The sequence below is a fragment of the Kitasatospora sp. NPDC036993 genome (assembly GCF_055607525.1).
This window is the reverse complement of the sequence record NZ_JBVJRP010000002.1, coordinates 156036-175957: the sequence shown is the minus strand read 5'-3', so window position 1 is coordinate 175957 and position 19922 is coordinate 156036. Positions and strand designations below refer to the sequence as shown.

Sequence of the window (19922 nt, the reverse complement as noted above, 5' to 3'; positions counted from 1 at the left end):
GTCAGCCGGCCGACTTCCAGCGGTCGCGGCCGTCACTGCCGGGGCCGCAGACCATCGGGGTGCCCTTGCTGGTCACGCCGGTCGCGCCGGCCGGTGAGCAGAAGGAGCCCGGGTGGACCGTTCCGGCGGAGCCGCCGCCCGAGCCGGAGGCACCCGAGCCGGACCCGCCGGACGTGGAGCTTCCCGAACCGCTGCCACCCGAGGTCGAACCTCCGGAGGTCGAGCCCCCCGAGGTCGAGCTTCCCGAGCCGGAGCCACCCGACGTCGAGCCGCTGCCATCGCCGCTGCCCGAGCCGGTGGTGCCCGAGCCTCCGGAGCCCGAACCGGTGGTGCCGGAGCCGCCGGTGCCTGAGCCGCCGGTCCCCGAACCGGTGGGGTGCGTGGCGGCCGGTGCGGTGGGCCTGGGCGCCGCCGGGGCGGGCTGTTCGGCGTGGGTCGGCGGAGCCTGGGCCGGCGCGGGCGGTTCCGGGGCGGGTGTGGCCGCCGGGGTCTCGACGGGTCCGGGCGGCTGGGTCGGCGTCGGATCCGGCGTCGGTTCCGACGTGGGCGTCGGGCTCGCCGACGGCGTCTCGGTGGCGGACGGGCTCACCGTGGCCACCACCGGGGCCGGCGCGGGGGTCTGGTCGGCGGGCTTGGGGTTGATGACCGCGCCGATCCACACCAGGCTGCAGAACGCCGCCACCACGGTGCTGGTGATCTTGCGCCAGCGCGGCCTGGGCCAGCTCCAGGCGATCGCGAAGGCCGCGAACGGGAAGACCAGGAAGCTGGCGGCGTGCACCGCCCGGTGCTGCCACCAGGGGCGGTGCGGGGGAGTCGCCGGCAGCTGGGGCGGCAGGGGCGGGGGAGGCGGCGGATGCACGGAGGAGCTGCGCCCTTCTTGTGGTGGGTTCGTGGTGAGCCCGCTCACCGTATATGGATCACATAAGGACATGATCGCGTACGTCGGGAATCGACTCCGGAACGTGACCTCGGGCCTTCGGTCTCCCCGGGCCCCCGATTCCTCCGATCCGTCAACTACCGGTTGGTAGCGGCGCGGGGTGGTTGTCGGATCATCTCTCCTGTGGAACAACTGAGTTGACGTCGACTCAGGAGGAACTCGGATGAGGGTACCGGCCCGTCTCGCACCACCGCTGCTGCTCGCCACCGCGCTGGTCTGGTCCAGTGTCGGGCCGGCCGGGGCCGCGGCCCCGCCGTCGAAGGTGCCCGAGGCGGTGGGCTGGGGCGGAGCGGTGGCCACCGTGGACGCCGACGCCACCGCCGCCGGGATCGAGGTGCTGCGCGACGGCGGCAACGCGGTGGACGCGGCCGTCGCCGCCGCCGCGGCCCTCGGGGTCACCGAGCCGTACTCCTCCGGCGTCGGCGGCGGCGGGTACTTCGTCTACTACGACCACGCCACCGGCCGGGTGCACACCATCGACGGCCGCGAGACCGCGGGCCGCACCGCGGACACCGGGCTGTTCCTGGAGGACGGCAAACCGCTGGCCTTCGCCGACGCCGTCACCAGCGGCCTGTCCGTCGGCGTCCCCGGCACCCCCGCCACCTGGGACGCGGCCCTGCGCCACTGGGGCAGCCGCTCCCTGGCCAGGAACCTCGAACCGGCCGAACGGATCGCCGAGCGCGGCTTCGTCGTGGACGGCACCTTCCACAAGCAGACCGCCGACAACTACGCCCGGTTCAAGGACTTCCCGGCCACCGCCGGGATCTTCCTGCCGAACGGCAAGCCCCCCGAGGTCGGCAGCGTGCTGCGCAACCCCGACCTCGCCGCCACCTACCGGCTGCTCGCCAAGGACGGCGTCAAGGCCTTCTACCAGGGCGAGTTGGCCGGGGACATCGCCAACACCGTGCAGCACCCGCCGGTCGACCCGGCCTCCGCCCGCAACGCCCGCCCCGGCAAGGTCGACACCACCGACCTCGCCGACTACCGGGTCCGCGACCAGGCGCCCACCCACGTCTCCCACGGCGCCTACGACGTCTACGGGATCGCCCCCTCCAGCTCCGGCGGGACCACCACCGGCGAGGCGCTCAACATCCTGGAGGACGGCGGCGACGTCCCGGCGTACAGCAGCACCCAGTACTACCACCACTTCCTGGAGGCCTCCCGGATCTCCTTCGCCGACCGCAACCGCTGGGTCGGCGACCCGGCCTTCAACGACGTCCCCACCAGGCAACTGCTCTCCGAGCGCTACGCCGCCTCCCGGGCCTGCCTGATCAGCCCCGACCACGCGCTCACCAGCCCGCTCGCCCCCGGCGACCCGCGCCACCCGGCGCCCTGCGCCGACACCGGCCAGGCCGTCGGCGAGTCGTACGAGGGCCCCAACACCACCCACCTCACGGTCGCCGACCGCTGGGGCAACATCGTCTCCTACACGCTCACCATCGAGCAGACCGGCGGCAGCGGCATCACCGTCCCCGGCCGGGGCTTCCTGCTCAACAACGAGCTGACGGACTTCGACTTCGCCCCGATCGCCCCCGGCGTCCCCGACCCCAACCTGCCGGGCCCGGGCAAGCGGCCGCGCTCCTCGATCTCCCCGACCATCGTGCTGCGCGACGGCGAGCCGCTGCTCGCCACCGGCAGCCCCGGCGGCGCGACCATCATCACCACCACCCTCCAGGTGCTGCTCGGCCGGCTCGACCGGGGTCTGAGCCTGGAGCAGGCCATCGCCGCGCCGCGCGCCAGCCAGCGCAACACCGCGGTGACCCAGGCCGAGCCCGCCTTCCTGGCACTGCCCGAGCGGGCCGCGCTGGAGGGCCTCGGGCACGCCTTCGCCGACGCCGGCGAGATCGGCGCCGCCACCGGTGTGGAGCGGCTGCCGGACGGGCGCTGGGTGGCCGCCGCCGAACCGGTGCGGCGCGGCGGCGGCTCGGCCGCGGTGGTCAGGCCCGCGCCCTGACCGGACCGGCCTGTCGGTGCCGGACGGTATGTTCGGGGTGGGCCTCCCTCACGAGGGGGGCCCACCCCTTCCGTTTGCCCGTCCGCACCGAACCACCGGGAAGGCCGCCCGCCGTGACCGTCCGCATCGCCACCTGGAACATCAACTCCGTCACCGCCCGGCTGCCCAAGCTCCTGGAGTGGCTGGAGAGCGCCAAGCCCGACGTGCTCTGCCTCCAGGAGCTCAAGTGCGCGGCCGACGCCTTCCCGTACGAGGCGGTCCGCGAGCTCGGCTACGAGACGGCCGCGCACGGCAACGGCCGCTGGAACGGCGTCGCGATCGTCTCCCGGCTCGGCCTGGACGACGTCGTGCGGGACCTCCCCGGCCAGCCCGGCTACCTCGCCGACGGCGCCCTGCTGCCCGAGCTCGAACCGCGTGCCGTCGCCGCCACCTGCGGCCCGGTCCGGGTCTGGTCGGTCTACGTGCCCAACGGCCGCGAGGTCGGCCACCCGCACTACCAGTACAAGCTGGAGTGGCTGAAGGCACTGCGCGAGGCCACCACCGAGGACGCCGCCGGGTCCCGCCCGTTCGCCGTCCTGGGGGACTTCAACATCGCCCCGACCGACGAGGACGTCTTCGACGCCGCCGCCTTCGAGGGCCTCACCCACGTCACCCCGGTCGAGCGCGCCGCACTGACGGCCCTCGGCGAGATCGGCCTCCAGGACGTGGTGCCCCGCCCGCTCAAGTACGACCGCCCCTACACCTACTGGGACTACCGCCAGCTGGCCTTCCCGAAGAACCGCGGCATGCGGATCGACCTCACCTACGCCAACAAGCCCTTCGCCGACGCCGTCACCGACAGCTACGTGGACCGCGAGGCCCGCAAGGGCAAGGGCACCTCGGACCACGCGCCGGTCGTGGTCGACCTCGACCTGTGAGCCGTCCGGCGGGCGTCACGCCGGGTCACGGGCCGTAACCCGAACGGTCGTGAGCGCTGGCCGGGTGCCGAGCGGGTGCCTACCGTCGGTGAGTGACCGGGTGCAGTCGATCGAACACGTGGACATGGGAGTCCCCCGGCTGCGCCCGAGAATCCCGGAGGTTCCGGCATGCGCCCCATGCGTACGGCCGCCGCCGCCCTGATCGGCGCGACGGCGCTGACCGGCCTGACGGCCCCCCTCGCATCCGCCAGGGACGGCGCGGCCTCGGTCAGCCCGTCCCAGGCCGCACCGGGCCAGACCGTGACGGTCACGGTCTCCTGCGAGAAGTCGGACAAGCCCGACGCCAAGACCATCACCGCCCGCTCCGCCGCCTTCGAGGGCGGGCCGGCGACCCTCACCCTGGGCCCCGACGGCAAGCACACCGGGTCCGCCCGGCTGGCCGGCCAGCACGCCGGGGACAGCAAGGTCGACGGCTCCTGCCCGGACGGCGGGGCCTTCGCCACCAGCGTCACGGTCACCACCGTGGCCGCCACCACCCCCGACAAGGGTGCCGACAAGGGCCTCGGCGACTGGGGCCAGGCCGCGGGGGAGTGGGCCGGCTCGCTCGGACAGTCCGGCGCGGGCAGCCAGCAGGTCGCCCCGCACGGCTCCGTGCAGACCGGCCTCGGCGGCTCGGTCGCGAGCAGCCCGGCGGAGCTTGCCGGAGGTCTCGCGCTGGTCGCGGGCGGCGTCGGCGGCTTCTGGCTGCTGCGGCGGCGCGGTGTCTGACGGCCTCACCGCCCGCACGCCCCCGTGCCGCGCCGCCGGACCCGATCGGACCGGCGGCGCGGTGCCGCGTCAGGCGGTCCGCGGCTCCGTCCGTTCCTCGCGCGCCTGGTCCCGCAGGGTGCCGTCGGCCAGCAGGTACTGGGCCAGCACGTACGTCGCCATGATCCAGAACTGGTGGCCGGGCAGCTCCCGCCACTTCGCCAGCTGGGTGGCGATCAGCGTGTCGGAGAGCAGGAACAGCGCTCCGCCCAGCCCGGTCCGCCAGCCCAGTCCTGCCGAGGTGACGGCCGTCGAGGCGAGCAGCAGGCTGTAGCCGGCCACCGGGACGCGCAGGTCCCCGAGGTCCGGCCAGAGCTGCCCGACCAGGGCCGCCCAGGCCGTCGCGTACGCGGCCGCGACCACCAGGGCCCGGCGGCGGTCGGTGAGCGCGCCGCGCCGGACGAACATCGTCACGTAGCAGACGTGCGCCGCCGCGAACGAGCCCATGCCGGCGAGGAACGCGGTGTCGTTCCTCAGCTGGAGCAGCACGTCCCCGCCCGCGCTCAGCAGCAGCGCCGGCGCCAGCAGCTTCGGCGCCTCCCGCTCGGCCGTCCTGGCCGCCGCCACGCTGTGCGCGGCCAGCAGCGGCATCAGGGCGGGCTTGGTGGCGTTCTGGAGCACCGAGGCGCCCGAGACGATCGCACCCAGGTGTGCCGCCGAGGTGGCCGCGAACCCGCCCAGCAGGCCGGTGGCCGAGCGCAGCCGCGCCCCGAGGACGGCCCGGGTGGTGGTCCGGATGCTCATGCGCCCGCCTCGCCGTGCCCGGCAGGGGCATCCGCCCACTCGCACCTCTCGATGACTCCCTCGCTGCGCTCGCTCATGGGCCTCTCCGTCGTCGCGTCGGTCCCGATCGACCTTAAGGGAGCCGGACCGGCGGCGGAAGGGTCGGTTACCGGTGCGTAACCCCGGTGGGGCACGGTGGATGACGGGGCGGTTGGTGAACGGGGGGCGGGCGGCCGCTTCGAGGGCTCTTGCGGAGAGTTCCGCGGGAGGGCGGTTGCTGCCGTCGGGTGACCCGGGCACCGTCTAGGCTGGACCCTGACATGGATCAGCAGGACTACGCGGTCGGCGCCACCCGGGTGGCCGCCGGCAGGCCGGACGGACGAACGGGCGGGGCAGGACGGGGAACCGCCGCCGCCGTCCTCGCCGTACGCGGAGCCGGTCCCGCTGACAGGGCACCTGGGAAGGCTGCGGGGGGCGGTGCTGACGACGCGCAGGCGCCGGACGCTCCGGCCGCCGATCTGATGCTCTCGCCCGACCCGGGGCTGCTGCGGCTGGCCCACTGGTTCGCCGCCGCCACCCCCGGCACCGCCGACGACCTCTGCACCGCCTCCTTCGGCCTCTACCCCGCCCGCCACCTCGGCGCCGCCGCCGAGCCCGCCGCCGATCCCGGCGTCAGCTGGTGGCACGGCCCCACCGCGCACTGCGCCGCGCCCGTACGCTCCCGAGAGGACCGAGAGGACCGAGAGGACCGCGGTGAGGGCGGTCTGCGCCGCGCCCGGCGCGACGACGCCGCGCTGCCCGTCGTCCGGTCAGGTGCCAAGCCGGGCGGGCCGGGACGGCACCGCAGGCCCGAGGGCACGCGGGTGGCGCCGCTTCCCGTGGTCACCCCGGACCGTTCCGGCGGGGAACTCCCGGCCGCCGAACGCCGCATCGCCGCACGGCTGTTGCTCGCCCATCCGCTGGTCACCGCCTCCGGCCCGCACGCCGACGGCTTCCCGCTGATCCGCCGTCACCGCGACTGGCTCGCCGAGCGCTTCGACGCCCTGCTCGGCTACCGCCTCGTGGTCGGCCCCTGGCACGCCAGGCTCTGCAAGGCCGGCCTCGGCCCCGACGCCGCCCGCCGCCTCGAACACCCCGCCACCGGGGCGCCGTTCACCCCGGCCGGGTACGCCCAACTCGCCCTCGCGCTGGCCCTGCTGGTCGACTCCCCGGAGAAGCTCGGCTACCGGAGACTGCTCGACGCGATGCGCGCCGCCGCCCCCGAACTCACCGCCGAACCGGCCGACCTGGCCATGGCGCTGGCCGCACTGGCCGACTGGCAGGTGCTCGGCGAGCTGCCCGCCGACCCGGCCGACGACTCCTTCGTCCTGACCGTGGACCGCGAACTGGCCCGCGCCGTCCCGGCCGGCCCGCCCGCCCTCGCCGACGACGCCGCCGACCTGATCCGCCGCGCCGCCGAGGCCGAACCCGCCACCGCCGTCCGCCGCCTGCTGGCCGAGACGCCCGCCGTCCTGGCCGCCGACCTTCCCGAGGACCACCGGGCCTGGCTGCACGAGCACCGGCTCCGCGACCCGGCGGCGGTCGCCGATTTCCTCGGTCTGGAGGCCGAACTGCGAGCCGAGGGCGTCGCCCTGCTCGACCCGGCCGCCGAACTCACCGACCTCGCCCTCCCCGGCGTGAGCACCCTCGCCCAGGCCGCGCTGCTGCTGGTCGAGCGGCTGGTCGAGGAGGTCCGCCCGCTGCCCGGGGAGGCGGTCGCCGGCGACGTCCCGATCCCGGACGCGCTGATAGACGGGGTCCTCGGCGACATCGCGGACGAGTACGGCCTCCCCGCCCGCTACCTCGCCGACCGCACCGCCCTGCGGCGCGACGCCCTCGACCTGCTCCACCGCCTCGCCCTGATGACCCCCACCCCGCACCCCACCCGCCCGCCGGCCTGGCGCCTCCGCCCCCCGGCCGCCCGCTACGCCCCGGCCCCCGACCTCCACCCCACCCCCGGCTCCGGCCGCCACTCCCGCCCCGCCCTGCTGATCCCGCCCCCGGCCGGCCCCCGCACGTAGCGGGGGCGGCCCCGCGCGCGGGCAGGTCCGGCCGGACGGGCCGGACGGGAAAGCAAGAAGCACCGCGTCCGGGGTGGGGATCGCGGTGCCGGGTGGGGCGGGCGTTACTTGCGGGCGGAGACGCTGGCGAGGGGGCCGTGTTCGACGGTTTCCACGGTGGCGCCGACGCCCAGGGTGCCGAGGGCGATGGAGGCGAGGACGGCGGTGACGGCGAGGAGCCGCCGGTGCCGTTGGGGCAGGGGGAAGCGCGGGTCCTGGTAGGGCGCCTGAGGGTTGGCGTTCATGACAGGGAGAGTCCCAGGGCGGCGTGAACGGTCGGTACGCACGGGTGAAGTCCGGGCGGGGGTTGGACGTCGGTTGGCCGCATACGCCCCACCCGTCCCCGGGCGGGGCGTACGCGCTGGTCAGCGGCGTGTGTCCGGGTCGCCGACGGCTGTCCGGACGGCGTCCCGCAGGCCGTGCTGCGGGTGGAGGCGGGAGGGGGCGGCGGCCGGGTCCTCGCGGAGCTCCTTCACCAGGGAGACGCACAGCAGCAGCATCACCACGACGAAGGGCAGTGCGACCAGGATCGTCGCGTTCTGGAGCGCGGTGAGCCCGCCGGCCAGCAGCAGGGCCGCCGCGACCCCGCCCATCAGCACGCCCCAGACCACCACCAGCCAGGTGCGGGGGTGCAGCGAGCCGCGGCTGGAGAGCGAGCCGAGCACCAGGGAGGCGGAGTCGGCGCTGGTGATGAAGAAGGTCATCACCAGCAGCACCGCTACCACGCTGGTCACCGAGCCGAGCGGCAGCGAGCGCAGCATCTCGAACAGCGAGGCCTCCGGGCCCTGCGGGATGGTCGAGACCAGGTCGGCCGCGCCGGTGGTGGCCAGCCGGATCGCCGTGCCGCCCATCACGCAGAACCAGATGACCGTCGCCCCGCTGGGCACCAGCAGCACGCCGAGCAGGAACTGCCGGATGGTGCGGCCGCGCGAGATCCGCGCGATGAAGGTGCCGACGAAGGGCGCCCAGGAGAGCCACCAGGCCCAGTAGAAGATCGTCCAGGAGCCGAGCCAGCTCTCGTCGGTGAAGGCGCCGGTCTGGGTGGACATCCCGAGCAGGTCGGAGAGGTAGCCGCCGACCGAGGAGGGGATCGCGTCCAGCGCGAAGACCGTCGGGCCGAACACGAAGACGAAGACCATGATCAGCGAGGCCAGCACGACGTTCGCGGTGGAGAGCCACTTCACGCCCTTGTGCACCCCGGAGAACGCGGAGACCACGAACGCGGCGGTCAGCGAGGCGATGATGATCAGCTGGGCGTTCTGGGTGTTGCGGACGGAGGAGATGTAGCCGAGCCCGTCGGCGACCTGGAGCGCGCCGAGGCCGAGGCTGGTCGCCGAGCCGAAGACGGTGGCGAACACGGCCAGCAGGTCGATCGTCCGCCCGGCCCAGCCGTCGGCGCCGCGCTGTCCGATCAGCGGGACGAAGGCGGCCGAGATCCGGTTGCCCCGGCCCTTGCGGAAGGTGGTGTAGGCGAGGGCCAGGCCGCCGACCGCGTAGATCGCCCACGGGTGCAGGGTCCAGTGGAAGAGCGAGAACTCCAGGGCCTGCTGGGCGGCGGCCGCGCTCTGCGGCTCCAGGCCGGAGCCGGGCTGCGGGGTGGCGAAGAGCTGGAGCGGCTCGCCGACGCCGTAGAACATCAGGCCGATGCCCATGCCGGCGCTGAACATCATGGCGATCCAGGCGAGGGTGGAGAACTCGGGCTCGTCGTCGTCGCGGCCGAGCCGGATCCGGCCGAAGCGGCTGAACGCGAGCAGCACGCTGAGCACGAGGAAGACGTCGGCGGCCACCACGAAGAGCCAGCCGAAGTTGTGCAGCACCCAGCCGAGCGCGGTGTCGGAGGTGCGGCCGAGCGAGTCCTCGGCGAAGACGCCCCAGGCGACCACCGCCAGCACCAGGGCGGCACCGATGCCGAACACCGCCCGGTCGGCCGGAAGGGTCGCGGCGGGTTCGTCGGGCTCCTTCTCGGGCTGGTCGGGTTGCGGCGGCTGGCTGCTCATCAGGCGGACCCCTCGACGTGCTCGGCACGCTCGGCGTGCTCGGATTCAAGCTGTATGTCGCACTATGTCCAGTTCGCTCCGCGAGCGGCGGGACGGCGCGCCGGGGAAGTGCGGGTCGGGACCTACGTCCCGTCAGGCCGCTCGCTCCTCGCCGGAGTCGTGCCCGGGTCGCGTCCCCGGCCCGGACGGGGAGGAACTCCGGTGGTGCGTCGCTCAGTTCGGGTGGAGCCTCGATCACCGGCGGCTGCCCGCCGGTGAGTTCGGCCGGGCGGACAGGTGTCCGGGCCCTCCCCGTCCTCGGCGGCGGGGCGGGTGACGTGGGTCGCTCCTGTCCGGCCCGGGGTTTCGCCGACAGCGGGAACGGTAGGAGTTCACTCCGATGACAAGGTCATGTCGGGGGTGAGCGGCCCGGCCGGGGCAGCGTTCGGGCTCCCGTCCGTGGCCGCGCGCACCGCCGAACCGCCCACGCAGAAACGGAAGGAACGCCGTTCATGGACGACGAGGTCCGCACCTCGAACGAAGCAGGCCCGAAGCGAGCCGCCCGGGACGCCGCCCACGCCGACGGCGTGGACCGCCGGACGGTGGTGCGGATGGTCTCCGCCGCCGGGGTGTTCGCCACGCCGCTGTCCGCCGTCCCGGTGCTCGCTCCGGTTCCGGCGGCGGCCGGGGAGGTGCCGGCCGCCCCGGCACCGGCCCCGGTGGCCGCCGCGCAGGTGCCCGGGCCGGTGCCCGGAGTCCTCAAGCCGCTGCCCGCCGAGTGGTTCGTGCCGCACGGCACCAACGCGGAGACGCGCTGGGACGCCTTCCGCGACGCCGACGGCTCCGCCGCCGTCGGCCGGCACGTGCCGGTGGAACGGTTCTTCGTCCGCAACCACACCAGCACTCCGCTGATCGACCCCGAGGCGTGGAGCCTCAAGCTGTTCGGCAGCGGCCTGCGCGGCGCCCCGACGGCCGGGAGCCCGGTCGAGTTCGGCCTGGACGACCTGCGGGAGCTGCCGTCCACTCGGATCAGCGCGCTGATCGAGTGCGCGGGCAACGGCCGCAGCTACTTCCCCGGGCAGCAGAACCAGCCCGTCCCCGGCACGCCGTGGGCGCTCGGCGGCGTCGGCTCGGCGAGCTGGCGGGGCGTCCGGCTGGCCGAGGTGCTGCGGGCCGCCGGGCTGACCGGGGCGGCGGTGGACGTGCTGCCGACCGGCCTGGACCCGGACTTCGTCTCGGGCGGCGTCAACTACGGCCCGGTGCGCCGCCCGCTGCCGATCGCCAAGGCGCTGGACGACGTGCTGCTCGCGTACGAGATGAACGGCGAGCCGCTGACCCCCGACCACGGCGCCCCGGTCAGGCTGGTGGTGCCGGGCTGGGTGGGCATCGCCTCGATCAAGTGGGTGGGCGGCATCGAGGTCGCCGACCATCCGCTGCACTCGCCGTGGAACACCGTGTTCTACCGGATGTTCGGCCCGGACTACCCGGCCGGCGGCAGCGACCCGCTCACCACCCAGGTGGTCAAGAGCGCCTTCGAGCTGGCCGCGGGCGCGCGGCTGGCGGCGGACCGCGAGCACCGGCTGCACGGGCGTTCGTGGTCGGGAACGGCGGCGGTGCGCCGGGTCGAGGTGAGCACTGACGGGGGCCGGACCTGGCGGCGCGCCGAACTGCGCGACGAGCCGCGGGCCGACGGCTGGACGCGCTGGACCGTCGACTGGCGCCCCGAGGGGCCCGGCCGGTACGAGCTGCGCGCCCGCGCGACGGACCGCCGGGGCAACACCCAGCCCGAGCGGGCGGTGTTCAACCGGGAGGGCTACCTGTTCGGCGCGGTGGTGGCCCACCCGGTGACGGTGGTCTGAGCCGGCGGGCGGGCCGGCGCGGGTTCAGCCGGTGGACTGGACCTCGTACGGGGCGGGGTAACGCGTCTCGTACGGGTTCAGCACCAGCCGCACCACGTCCTCCAGTCGCCGCCGGGCGTCCCCGAGGGTGGTGCGGCCGGTCACCCAGGCGGTCAGCTCGCCCTGCCAGGCGTGGGCGACGATGTGCCGCACCAGGTCGCTCGCGGCGGCCGGCACCTCGGTCGTCACCGCTTGCAGGGCGGTGCTGTCGGCCCGGGCCATGCCTTGCAGCGCCTCGCTGGCGAACGGATCGGTGGAGGCGGCCACGGCCACCCGCAGCCGGGCGAGTTCGGGCTGCCGCTGGTAGGCCCGCATCCCTCCCCGCACGAACCGGACCGCCCGGTCGGTGGCCCCCAGCCCGGCCCGCGGCCCGCGCAGCTCGGCCACTAGGTCGGTCAGCAGCAGGCGGTGCCACTCGGCGATCGCCGCCGCCAGCAGGTGGTCCTTGGAGGAGAAGTAGCGGTACGCCGTCCCCAGGGCGACTCCGGACCGCTCGCAGACCTGTTTCATCTGCATCCGCTCGACGCCGATCTCGTTCACCAGGGCGAGCGCAGCCGCGATCAGGCTTTCGCGGCGTTCGAGCTGACGCGGAGACATCGCCTCCACCGGCCGTGGTGACAGGTCAACCTTGGTCACCCGCACCATGATACGGGCCGGGGCCGCTCAGGAGTATGACGCCGACCGTCCCCCTTCCGTTCGTCCGGAGGCCACCGGGGCGCAGGGGCCCCGCGACCGGGGCGTACGGCAGGGGTGTCACGGCCGGGGCCGTGCGGCAGGAGCCCGTACCCGGGGCCCGTACCCGCCGCCCCTGCCCGGGGCGCTACGACTGGTCGCGGATCAGCGCCTCCTGGACGGCGGAGGCGACCAGCCGGCCGTCCAGGTCGTAGAACTCGCCGTGCGCCAGGCCCCGGCCGTCCGAGGAGGACGGGCTGCGCTGCGCGAACAGCAGCCACTCGTCGGCCCGGAACGGCCGGTGGAACCACATCGCGTGGTCCAGCGAGGCCATCAGCAGCCGGGGCGGTTCGGTGCGCTGGAAGAAGTTCGGCTGCACGTCCAGCCCGGCCGTGGAGGCCAGGGTGAGGTCGGAAAGGTAGGCGAGCGCGCCGGAGTGCAGCAGCGGGTCGCCGTCCGGCAACGGGGAGGCGGTGCGCATCCAGACGAACTGCCGGAGCAGGCCGGGGACGGCCGGCGGCAGGCCGGGGGCGTCCGGCGGGACGAACCGCACGTCGAGGTCGCGGAAGCCGCCGGTCGCGGCGATCGCCCGGCGGACCTGCTCGGACCCCTGGGAGACGGGGTCGGGCAGCGAGTCCGGTCCTGGCACCGGCGGCACCTCGCGCCGGCGGTCGGCGGTCGGCTCGGAGTGCTTGAAGGAGGCCGAGAGGGTGAAGATCTCGTTCCCCAGCTGGAGCGCCGTCACCCGGCGGGTGGCGTACGACATGCCCTCGCGGACCCGCTCGACCACGTAGTCGATCGGGCGGGACGGCGAGCCGGGGAGCAGGAAGTAGCCGTGCAACGAGTGCACCGAGCGCCGTTCCTCGCAGGTGCGCCCGGCGGCGACGAGCGCCTGCGCGGCTACGTGGCCGCCGAAGGCACGCATCGGGGCACCGGCGTGGCAGAAGCCCCGGAACGTGTTCTCGTCCAGCCGCTCCAGCTCCAGCAGCTCGGCGAACGGGGAGGCCGGGCGGGCGGCCCGTTCGGCCCGGGCGCGCGGTTCGGTCAGGTCCGTCAGGTCGGTCACGAAGCCATAGTGGCAGAAGCCAACCGTCCGGTGGTGTGACCTGGGTAACGCCCCCCCTCGGCCGTCCCGCGAGGTGGAACGTGTTCCACTCCGGGGCCGTCCCCGCGGATGTGTCAGACCTCTCACCTAGCGTGCCCGGCATGACGCAATCCGCACACGCGTATGCCTATCTGCGCCCGTCGGCCGTCCTGGACGGCGCCGACGGCCGGCACCTCGACCTGGCCACCTCCGGCGGCGCGACCCCGCTCGGCGCCGCCGCCAACCCGCGCTTCTTCGCGGGCTTCCTGGCCGATCCGGCGCCGGCCGCCGCCGCGCTGCTCGCGGTCGCGGACGTCGCCGCCGCGCGCTACTACCAGCCGCAGCTGCGCGCCTCGCTCGACCCGGTGGTCACCGCCAACGGGGACCGGCTGCGCTTCGAGTCCTTCTCGGGCTGCTGCGGCGTCTACGCCAGGCTCGACGTGCTCCAGGCCGGGCTCGACGGGGACGAGATCGGCCACGGCACCACCAACGTGGACGTCAACAACCCGCTGCGCGAGGCGCTGACCAGGATCGGCCCGGCCGATCCGCTGCACCTCGCGGTGGGGCCGGACGCGCTGGAGGTCACCACCTTCGACGGCCCGCTGGTCGAGAAGAAGGTGCCGCTGCCGGACCGCTGGCTGCGCGGATTCGCCGAGACCCAGGTGGTCGCGGCCGGCTTCGAGCTGCGCGCCGAGCTGCCCGCCGCCGAGGCGGTCCGGTTCCTGCGCTCGCTCCCGCGCGCCGGGCGCGGCGGGCGGGCCGGCGCCGGCTGGGTCGTCCCGGCCGGGAAGACGCTGCGGCCCACCACCCGGCCGGTGCCGGGCGCGGTCTGCCTGCCCGGGCCCGAGCGGCTGGTGGCGCTCCAGCGGGTGCTGCGGCACGCGCTCGCCCTGCGGGTGTACGGGCCGGTGGCGGCCGGCGAGCCGACCGCGTCCGCCTGGGAGGCGGTGCTGCCCGGCATGCGGCTGACCCTGACGCTCTCGCCGAACGCCGCCCGCGGCTTCTCCGGCGAGGGCGGCGTGCTCGACGCGCTGGCCACCGGGACGGCCGAGCGGGACGCCGAGCTGATCGCCGTGCTGCTCGCCTGGGAGCCCCGGATCGAGGTCGGGGACCTCGCCGCACAGTCCGGGCTGAGCCCCGAGCGGGTCCGCGCCGCGCTCACCAGGCTGGGCACCGCGGGGCAGATCGGCTACGACACCGCCGAGGCCGCGTACTTCCACCGGCAGCTCCCGTACGGCTCGGGGCGGGCCGAGGCCGCGAACCCCCGGCTGCGGGCCGCCCGGGCGCTGGTCGAGGCGGGCGCGGTACGGCTGGAGGAGGGCGGGGCGACGGCCGTCGTGACGGTGGACGACCACCTCCAGCGGGTGCGGACGGACGAGTCGGGGCGGATGAGCTGCACCTGCCTCTGGTGGGGCAAGTACCGGGGCGGACGCGGGCCGTGCAAGCATGCGCTGGCGGTCGGCATGGTGCGGGAGTCGGCCGCCGCGGCCGGGCCGGCGAAGGGAGCCGCGGCATGAACACGACGGTGGAGGCCGACCGGCAGGGGCCGGTCGACGAGCTGCTGACGGCCGTCCGGTCCGGGCGGCTGGCAGAGCTGCCCGAGCTGCTGGCCGGGCTGGACGCGGCCCAGCGCCGGGCGTGCCTGCCCGGCCTCAAGCAGCTGCGCAAGGAGCTGCGCCCGGAGTGGTCGCGGGAGGCGGGCGCGGCCAAGGGCCGGCTGCTGGTGGCCGGGGCGGTGTGCCACGCGGGCCCGGCCGGAGCCGCGGCCTGGCTGGGCGGGCGCGACTTCGCCGTCCGCGACTGGGCCAGGAACTCCGTACTGCACCAGGTCATCGAGGCCCAGCCGGAGGAGTGGCAGGTCGAGGTGGTCACCAGGCTCGCCGACCGGCCGGTGCGCAACGACGGCTGGTCGATGTACCCGGTGATGGAGGCCGTGGTCAGGCGCACCGGCTGCGAGGTGCCGCGTGGCGAACTCTTCGTCCGCCGCTGGTCGGAGCGCTGGGACAGCCTGGGCGGCGCGCGTCCGCCGCTGGTCGAGACGCTGCGCCAGGACGCCTTCACCCCGGTGCTGCTGCCCGAGCTGTTCGAACTAGCCGACATCGGCTACGCGCTGACCTTCCGGCTCAGCCCGCGCCCCGGCGACGTCTGGACCGAGGCGATCGGCGAGCTGGCCGCGGCCGGCGTCGTGGACCGGACCGACCTGCTCGACCGCTGCCTGGCCCGGCTGCTGCGCGGCGGCAAGCCGGCCGACCAGCGGGCCTTCCTGGAGGTGCTGCGGGCGCTCGCCCCCACACCCGAGGAGTACGCGGCCCGGCTGCGCGACGTGGTGGCGCTGCTGGACGGCCTGTCGGTGCTCGCCGGACACGCCCAGGAGGTGCTCGTCGGGCTGGACGAGGCCGGGCTGATCGAGCCCGAGGTGCTCGCCGAGGCCTCGGCGGTGCTGCTGTTCCGGAGCGAGAAGAAGCTGGTCCGCGCCCAGCTGTCCTGGCTGGACAAGGCCGCCCGGCGCGCCCCCGCGCGTTCCGGCCCGGTGGTGCTGGCGGCGGCCGAGGCCTTCGGGCACCCGGACGCGGCCCTCCAGGAGCGGGCGCTGAAGGTGGTGGCCCGTCACCTGAAGGCGGCGGGGGAGGCGGTGCTGCCGGAGCTGCGGGCCGCCGCCGAGACGCTGGGCCCGGTCCACCACGAGCGCGCGGGCGAGCTGTTCGGCGCGCGGGTCGGCGGCGACGGGCAGGACATCGAGAGCCAGGACTTCCTCCCGCCGGCGCCCCAACCGCGCCCGCTCGGCGCGCCGATCGGCTCGGCGGCCGAGCTCGCGGAGGAGCTGTCCGCGCTGCTCGCCGCGCGCGAACCCGACGTCGCGGTCTTCGAGCGGGTGCTGGACGGGCTGGTCCGCCTGAGCCACCTGGACCGGGCCGCGCTGGCCGAGGCGGTGGAGCCGGTCCGCCGGGTGCACCGGTGGAGCGGCGCCGGCAGCTGGGGGGACTGCGCGCCCCGGGACGTCCTCTACGTGGTGGCCGCGGTGGCGGGGGAGACGCCCCCGTGGAAGCTCTGGGACTACCTCGGCGGCAAGGGCCGCTCCGCGCTGCGCGGCGACCGCACGACCGTGCACGGGGCCGTCCTCGCCGCCCGGCTGGAGGAGGCGTCCCGGCAGCTGTTCCGGGATCCGCCGCCGTACCTGCTCGCCACCCCGACGGACACCACCGGCGCGCTGGACGCGGCCGTCCTGGTCCAGCGGATCGCCGGGTACGAGGCGGCGGGTGCCACGCCGGGGAAGACCGACCTCGCCCAGGCCCTGCTGCGGGTCGGCGTGGCCGTCGACGGGACGGTGCTGACGGCCGCCGAGGCGCTCACCTCCCCGGCCGGGCGCCGGCTGGCGCACTGGCTGCGGACCGGAGGCCTGCCGGCCCAGCCGTCCGAACGGGTGCTGTTCGCGCCCGGCAAGGGGCTGCGCCGGGTGAACGAGTACGGGAACCGCTGGTGGGAGGAGGTCGAGCGGATCCTCGTCGCCCAGCCGGGCGTCGGTGCCGGGCCGAAGGGGCCGGGCGGCGAGCGGCTCACGCCCGAGTTCCGGGCGCTGCTGGACGGTACCGAGCCCAGCGTGGCCCGCGCCCGCACGGTCTACAACTGGAACTGGCGGCCCGTCGCGCACTGGTTCGCGATGCTGCCCTGGCACCGGGAGGAGCTGGCCGCGCTCTGGCTCGACCCCTTCGCCGAGGGCGCCGACCAGGGCGAGCGCGGCGCCGCCTGCCACCTCCCGCAGCTCGCCGAGGCCGGCGGGCCGGCCGGGCTCGCGCTGCACCTGGCGCTGGCGTACGGCCTGGGCGCCCGGCACGCCGAGGACCGGACGGCGGCGGTGGACGCCCTGCTGGTGCTCGCCGCGCGCGGCGACCTGGACGGCGAACTGCTCGGCCGCGAGCTGGGGGCCCTGGTGGTGTGCGGCACGGTCATGGCCGGCCGGCTGGGGTCGGCGCTCACCATGGCGGCGGAGACCGGCGCCCGGGCGACGGTCTGGTCCGTCCTCGGGCCGGCGCTGCCCGCTCTGCTGGGCGAGGCCGACCAGGCGACGCGCGGACTGGGCGACCTGATCGGGCTCGCCACCGACTGCGCCCGGCGCACCGGGGCCCGCGGGCCGGTCGCCGAGGTGACGGCGGCGGCCGGGCGGGCCGGCTCGGGTCGGGTGGTCAAGGAGGCCCGGGCGCTGCGGGACGTCCTCGCGGGCTGAGGGGTGCGGGGCGAGGGGCTCGCGGGGTGGTGAGGCCGAGGGGTGGTGAGGCCCGGGCGGTGAGGCCGAGGCTGGTGGCCCTAGGGTGGGCGGGACTTCCGCCCGTCCTTCCCGTCCTTCCCACCCTTCCCGCCGGAGCGTCCGTGCTGCACCTTCGCCTGATCGTCCCGCCCGACCTTCGGGATGCCGTGCTCGGCTGCCTGGACGAGGTTGTCGGGGTGACGCACGTCGTGCTGATCCCGGACGCGGCCGTCCGGCCCGCCGGGGACGTCGTGCTCTGTGACGTGGCCCGTGAGGCGGCGGACGAGGTCCTGGCCGCGCTGCGCGGGACGGGACTGACCGAGCGCGGTGCGATCGACGTCTCGTCGATCGATCTGACCCTCTCGGCGGCGGCCGAGGAGGCCGAGCGGCTGGCTCCCGGGGAGGGGGCCGACGCGCTGGTCTGGGAGTCGGTCTCCGAGATCACCCATGAGGAGTCCACCCTCACCTGGGTGTTCCTGGCCTTCCTCACCGTCGCCACCATGCTCGCGGCCTGCGGCGCGGTGCTGGACAGCGCGATCCTGGTCGTCGGCGCGATGGCCGTCGGGCCGGAGTTCGGGCCGTTGGCCGGGTTCTGCGTGGCCGTCGTCCAGCGGCGGCTGCGCCCGGCGCTGCGCTCGCTGAACGCGCTGGTGACGGGCTTTGCGGTGGCGATGGCGCTGACCGTCTGCTTCGGGTTGCTGATGGAGGGTCTCGGGCTGTTCAGCCAGGCGAAGTTCGACGCGGCACGGCCGAACACCTCCTTCATCTGGCAGCCCGACGCGACCTCCTTCGTGGTCGCTTTCCTGGCGGGCATCGCCGGGCTGCTCTCGCTCACCTCCGCGAAGGCCGGGACCCTGGTCGGCGTGGCGATCTCGGTCACCACCGTTCCCGCCGCGGCCAACGCGGCGGTCGCTCTCGGCTACGGCGACGTCAGGCAGTTCTGGGGGTCGAGTGTCCAGCTGCTGTTGAACCTGTTGGGGATCGTGCTGGCCGGGGTGCTGACCCTGCTGGTGCAGCAGCGGGCCTGGGCGCTGATCCGGCGTCGACGGGCGGGGTCCGAGGCGGCGAACAGGTGACGACCCACGGGTTTCAGCTGACAACTTTCAGACGACAACTTTCAGCGAACAGACTTTGAAATCTGTTCGCTGAACGTCGTCGCCTGTTCGCGCCCCGCTCCCTCCCCGCCGGCGGCCGTCGTGGCGCCCCGCTCGCCGGCCAGCGGCGGGATGCCGCGCGAGGTGGCGGCGACGGCGCGCCACCACAGCCGCAGCGCGGGTGGCGCGACCGGTTCGAAGGGCTTGCCCGGACGGGGCGCCGCGAGCCGGGCGCCGAGGGCCTGGGCCGCGGTGACCACCCGCTCGGCTGGCTCGTCCCAGGGGTGCGGCGCGAGGTTGAAGGTGCACCAGTGGATCGGCAGCAACAGCTCGCCGCCCAGGTCCAGATGCGCCCGTACGCCTTCCTCGGGCGTCATGTGCACCTCGGGCCAGAAGTCGCTGTACGCGCCGACCTGCATCATGGTCGCGTCGAACGGTCCGAGCCGGCGGCCGATCTCGGCGAAGCCGGGGAAGTACCCGGTGTCCCCGCTGTGGAAGACCCGGTGCGCGCCGCCCGAAACCACCCAGGACGCCCACAGGAACAGCGCGCTGGTGCGCGGGCCCCGGCTGCAGTAGTGCCGGGCCGGTGTGGCGGTCAGCGTCAGCCCGGCGACCTCGGCCGACTCCCACCAGTCCAGTTCGACGATCCGCCCGGCCGGCACCCCCCAGTGCTCCAGGTGCGCCCCGACCCCGAGCGGGACGGCGAACACCGCGTCCGTCCCGGTCAGCGCCCGGACGGTCCCCATGTCGAGGTGGTCGTAGTGGTCGTGGGAGACCACGACGACGTCCACGGGCCCGAGTTCGGACAGCGGCAGCGGCACCGGGTGGAGCCGCTTGGGCCCGGTCCAGGAGAACGGGGAGCAGCGCTCGCCCCAGACCGGGTCGAGCAGTACGCGCCGTCCGCCGATCTCGGCGAGCACCGTCGCGTGCCCGAGCCAGGTCAGCCGCAGCCCGGACTCCGGCGGCGCGGCCAGGTCGGCCGGGAGCAGCCGGTGCACCGGCACGGCGGCGGCCGGTACCCGGTGGGTCTTGTCCCCGGTCAGCTGGGCGCGGGTGATCTCCAGCGGGCTGCGCTCGTACACCAGCCGGCGGGTCGGCACCGGGTTGCGGAAGGCGCCGTCGGCGAACTGCGGGGAGCGGCGGATCCGGGCCAGCCGTTCGCCCCGGGGCTCGGCGCCGAACGCGTCGGTGCGGACCCGGTGCCAGGCGGCCCGGGGCAGCCCGGCCAGGCCGGGGACGGCGCGCTCGGCGGCGGGTCCGGTGGCGGGCGGGGCGAGCAGCGAGGACAGACCGGCGAGGCGGGAGAACCACGGGGCGGGGCGGGGCACGGCTCCTCCTGGGACGGTCACGGCTACCGGGCATGCCGGGGCGCGCGGTGCAGCGGCGGGTGGGGCTGCTGCGGTGCGACAACCATCTCGTCGGAGGTTACTCGCCGTGGGCCGTCCGGACCTGGTGGGAGGCCCGCCCGGGGCCAATCGGAGTACCCGGGACGGCGGTCGCGGACCGGTGCCCGGGCGC

Annotated in this window: 15 protein-coding genes; 8 read left to right on the top strand and 7 right to left on the bottom strand. The window is 75.4% G+C overall.

What is annotated here, in order from left to right; translation table 11 throughout:
• Nucleotide 1: 1 nt before the first annotated feature.
• On the bottom strand, nucleotides 2-778 hold the full coding sequence (locus tag ACZ7C5_RS04170) for a hypothetical protein (RefSeq protein WP_470321926.1): 777 nt from the start codon (nucleotides 776-778) through the stop codon (nucleotides 2-4).
• A 322-nt stretch (nucleotides 779-1100) separates the two neighbouring features.
• Here ACZ7C5_RS04170 and ggt point away from each other — a divergent pair, with 322 nt between their 5' ends.
• From ggt to ACZ7C5_RS04155, 3 genes are all read left to right on the top strand, one after another.
• Entirely contained in the window at nucleotides 1101-2891 is a 1791-nt protein-coding gene (gene ggt, locus ACZ7C5_RS04165) for a gamma-glutamyltransferase (RefSeq protein ID WP_470321925.1), read from the top strand.
• Between the two features lie 113 nt (nucleotides 2892-3004).
• Complete coding sequence (locus ACZ7C5_RS04160) at nucleotides 3005-3808, top strand: exodeoxyribonuclease III (protein ID WP_401087995.1); 804 nt, start codon at nucleotides 3005-3007, stop codon at nucleotides 3806-3808.
• Between the two features lie 168 nt (nucleotides 3809-3976).
• Complete coding sequence (locus tag ACZ7C5_RS04155) at nucleotides 3977-4576, top strand: hypothetical protein (RefSeq protein WP_401087993.1); 600 nt, start codon at nucleotides 3977-3979, stop codon at nucleotides 4574-4576.
• Nucleotides 4577-4645: 69 nt separating this feature from the next.
• Here ACZ7C5_RS04155 and ACZ7C5_RS04150 read toward each other — a convergent pair whose 3' ends face one another.
• Nucleotides 4646-5359 carry a lysoplasmalogenase gene (locus tag ACZ7C5_RS04150; protein ID WP_401087991.1) on the bottom strand — a complete coding sequence of 238 codons (714 nt, stop codon included), beginning with the start codon at nucleotides 5357-5359 and terminating at the stop codon, nucleotides 4646-4648.
• A gap of 299 nt (nucleotides 5360-5658) precedes the next feature.
• On the opposite strand from ACZ7C5_RS04150, the gene ACZ7C5_RS04145 reads away from it, so the two are divergent.
• Nucleotides 5659-7398, top strand: a complete 1740-nt coding sequence (locus ACZ7C5_RS04145) for a DUF2398 family protein (RefSeq protein WP_470321924.1) — start codon at nucleotides 5659-5661, stop codon at nucleotides 7396-7398.
• A gap of 104 nt (nucleotides 7399-7502) precedes the next feature.
• On the opposite strand, the gene ACZ7C5_RS04140 is transcribed toward ACZ7C5_RS04145, so the two are convergent.
• Entirely contained in the window at nucleotides 7503-7682 is a 180-nt protein-coding gene (locus ACZ7C5_RS04140; RefSeq protein ID WP_188300651.1) for a hypothetical protein, read from the bottom strand.
• Between the two features lie 120 nt (nucleotides 7683-7802).
• Nucleotides 7803-9434 (bottom strand): BCCT family transporter, encoded by a 1632-nt coding sequence (locus ACZ7C5_RS04135; protein ID WP_470321923.1) that lies wholly within the window; start codon nucleotides 9432-9434, stop codon nucleotides 7803-7805.
• A 491-nt stretch (nucleotides 9435-9925) separates the two neighbouring features.
• Here ACZ7C5_RS04135 and ACZ7C5_RS04130 point away from each other — a divergent pair, with 491 nt between their 5' ends.
• A complete protein-coding gene (locus tag ACZ7C5_RS04130; protein WP_401087985.1) occupies nucleotides 9926-11272 on the top strand; it encodes a sulfite oxidase in 1347 nt (448 codons plus the stop codon).
• 24 nt (nucleotides 11273-11296) lie between these two features.
• Here the strand turns inward: ACZ7C5_RS04130 and ACZ7C5_RS04125 are convergent, their stop codons facing one another.
• On the bottom strand, nucleotides 11297-11947 hold the full coding sequence (locus ACZ7C5_RS04125; RefSeq protein WP_401087984.1) for a TetR/AcrR family transcriptional regulator: 651 nt from the start codon (nucleotides 11945-11947) through the stop codon (nucleotides 11297-11299).
• 184 nt (nucleotides 11948-12131) lie between these two features.
• The gene (locus ACZ7C5_RS04120) at nucleotides 12132-13049 is read right to left on the bottom strand and encodes an acyl-CoA thioesterase (RefSeq protein WP_470321922.1); all 918 of its coding nucleotides are present in this window, start codon (nucleotides 13047-13049) and stop codon (nucleotides 12132-12134) included.
• A gap of 140 nt (nucleotides 13050-13189) precedes the next feature.
• On the opposite strand from ACZ7C5_RS04120, the gene ACZ7C5_RS04115 reads away from it, so the two are divergent.
• From ACZ7C5_RS04115 to ACZ7C5_RS04105, 3 genes are all read left to right on the top strand, one after another.
• Entirely contained in the window at nucleotides 13190-14584 is a 1395-nt protein-coding gene (locus ACZ7C5_RS04115) for an SWIM zinc finger family protein (protein ID WP_401087980.1), read from the top strand.
• Nucleotides 14581-17289, top strand: a complete 2709-nt coding sequence (locus tag ACZ7C5_RS04110; RefSeq protein WP_470321921.1) for a DUF7824 domain-containing protein — start codon at nucleotides 14581-14583, stop codon at nucleotides 17287-17289. The genes ACZ7C5_RS04115 and ACZ7C5_RS04110 overlap by 4 nt, the downstream gene beginning before the upstream one ends.
• A 143-nt stretch (nucleotides 17290-17432) precedes the next feature.
• On the top strand, nucleotides 17433-18386 hold the full coding sequence (locus tag ACZ7C5_RS04105; RefSeq protein ID WP_470321920.1) for a DUF389 domain-containing protein: 954 nt from the start codon (nucleotides 17433-17435) through the stop codon (nucleotides 18384-18386).
• Nucleotides 18387-18427: 41 nt separating this feature from the next.
• Here ACZ7C5_RS04105 and ACZ7C5_RS04100 read toward each other — a convergent pair whose 3' ends face one another.
• Complete coding sequence (locus tag ACZ7C5_RS04100) at nucleotides 18428-19633, bottom strand: MBL fold metallo-hydrolase (protein WP_401088185.1); 1206 nt, start codon at nucleotides 19631-19633, stop codon at nucleotides 18428-18430.
• Between the last annotated feature and the right edge of the window lie 289 nt (nucleotides 19634-19922).

Excerpts from the sequence above, each read along its gene's own strand:
- ggt (WP_470321925.1), top strand. The coding sequence starts at position 1,101 with ATGAGGGTACCGGCCCGTCTCGCACCACCGCTGCTGCTCGCCACCGCG.
- ACZ7C5_RS04155 (WP_401087993.1), top strand. The coding sequence starts at position 3,977 with ATGCGCCCCATGCGTACGGCCGCCGCCGCCCTGATCGGCGCGACGGCG.
- ACZ7C5_RS04150 (WP_401087991.1), bottom strand. The coding sequence starts at position 5,359 with ATGAGCATCCGGACCACCACCCGGGCCGTCCTCGGGGCGCGGCTGCGC.
- ACZ7C5_RS04145 (WP_470321924.1), top strand. The coding sequence starts at position 5,659 with ATGGATCAGCAGGACTACGCGGTCGGCGCCACCCGGGTGGCCGCCGGC.
- ACZ7C5_RS04140 (WP_188300651.1), bottom strand. The coding sequence starts at position 7,682 with ATGAACGCCAACCCTCAGGCGCCCTACCAGGACCCGCGCTTCCCCCTG.
- ACZ7C5_RS04135 (WP_470321923.1), bottom strand. The coding sequence starts at position 9,434 with ATGAGCAGCCAGCCGCCGCAACCCGACCAGCCCGAGAAGGAGCCCGAC.
- ACZ7C5_RS04130 (WP_401087985.1), top strand. The coding sequence starts at position 9,926 with ATGGACGACGAGGTCCGCACCTCGAACGAAGCAGGCCCGAAGCGAGCC.
- ACZ7C5_RS04115 (WP_401087980.1), top strand. The coding sequence starts at position 13,190 with ATGACGCAATCCGCACACGCGTATGCCTATCTGCGCCCGTCGGCCGTC.
- ACZ7C5_RS04110 (WP_470321921.1), top strand. The coding sequence starts at position 14,581 with ATGAACACGACGGTGGAGGCCGACCGGCAGGGGCCGGTCGACGAGCTG.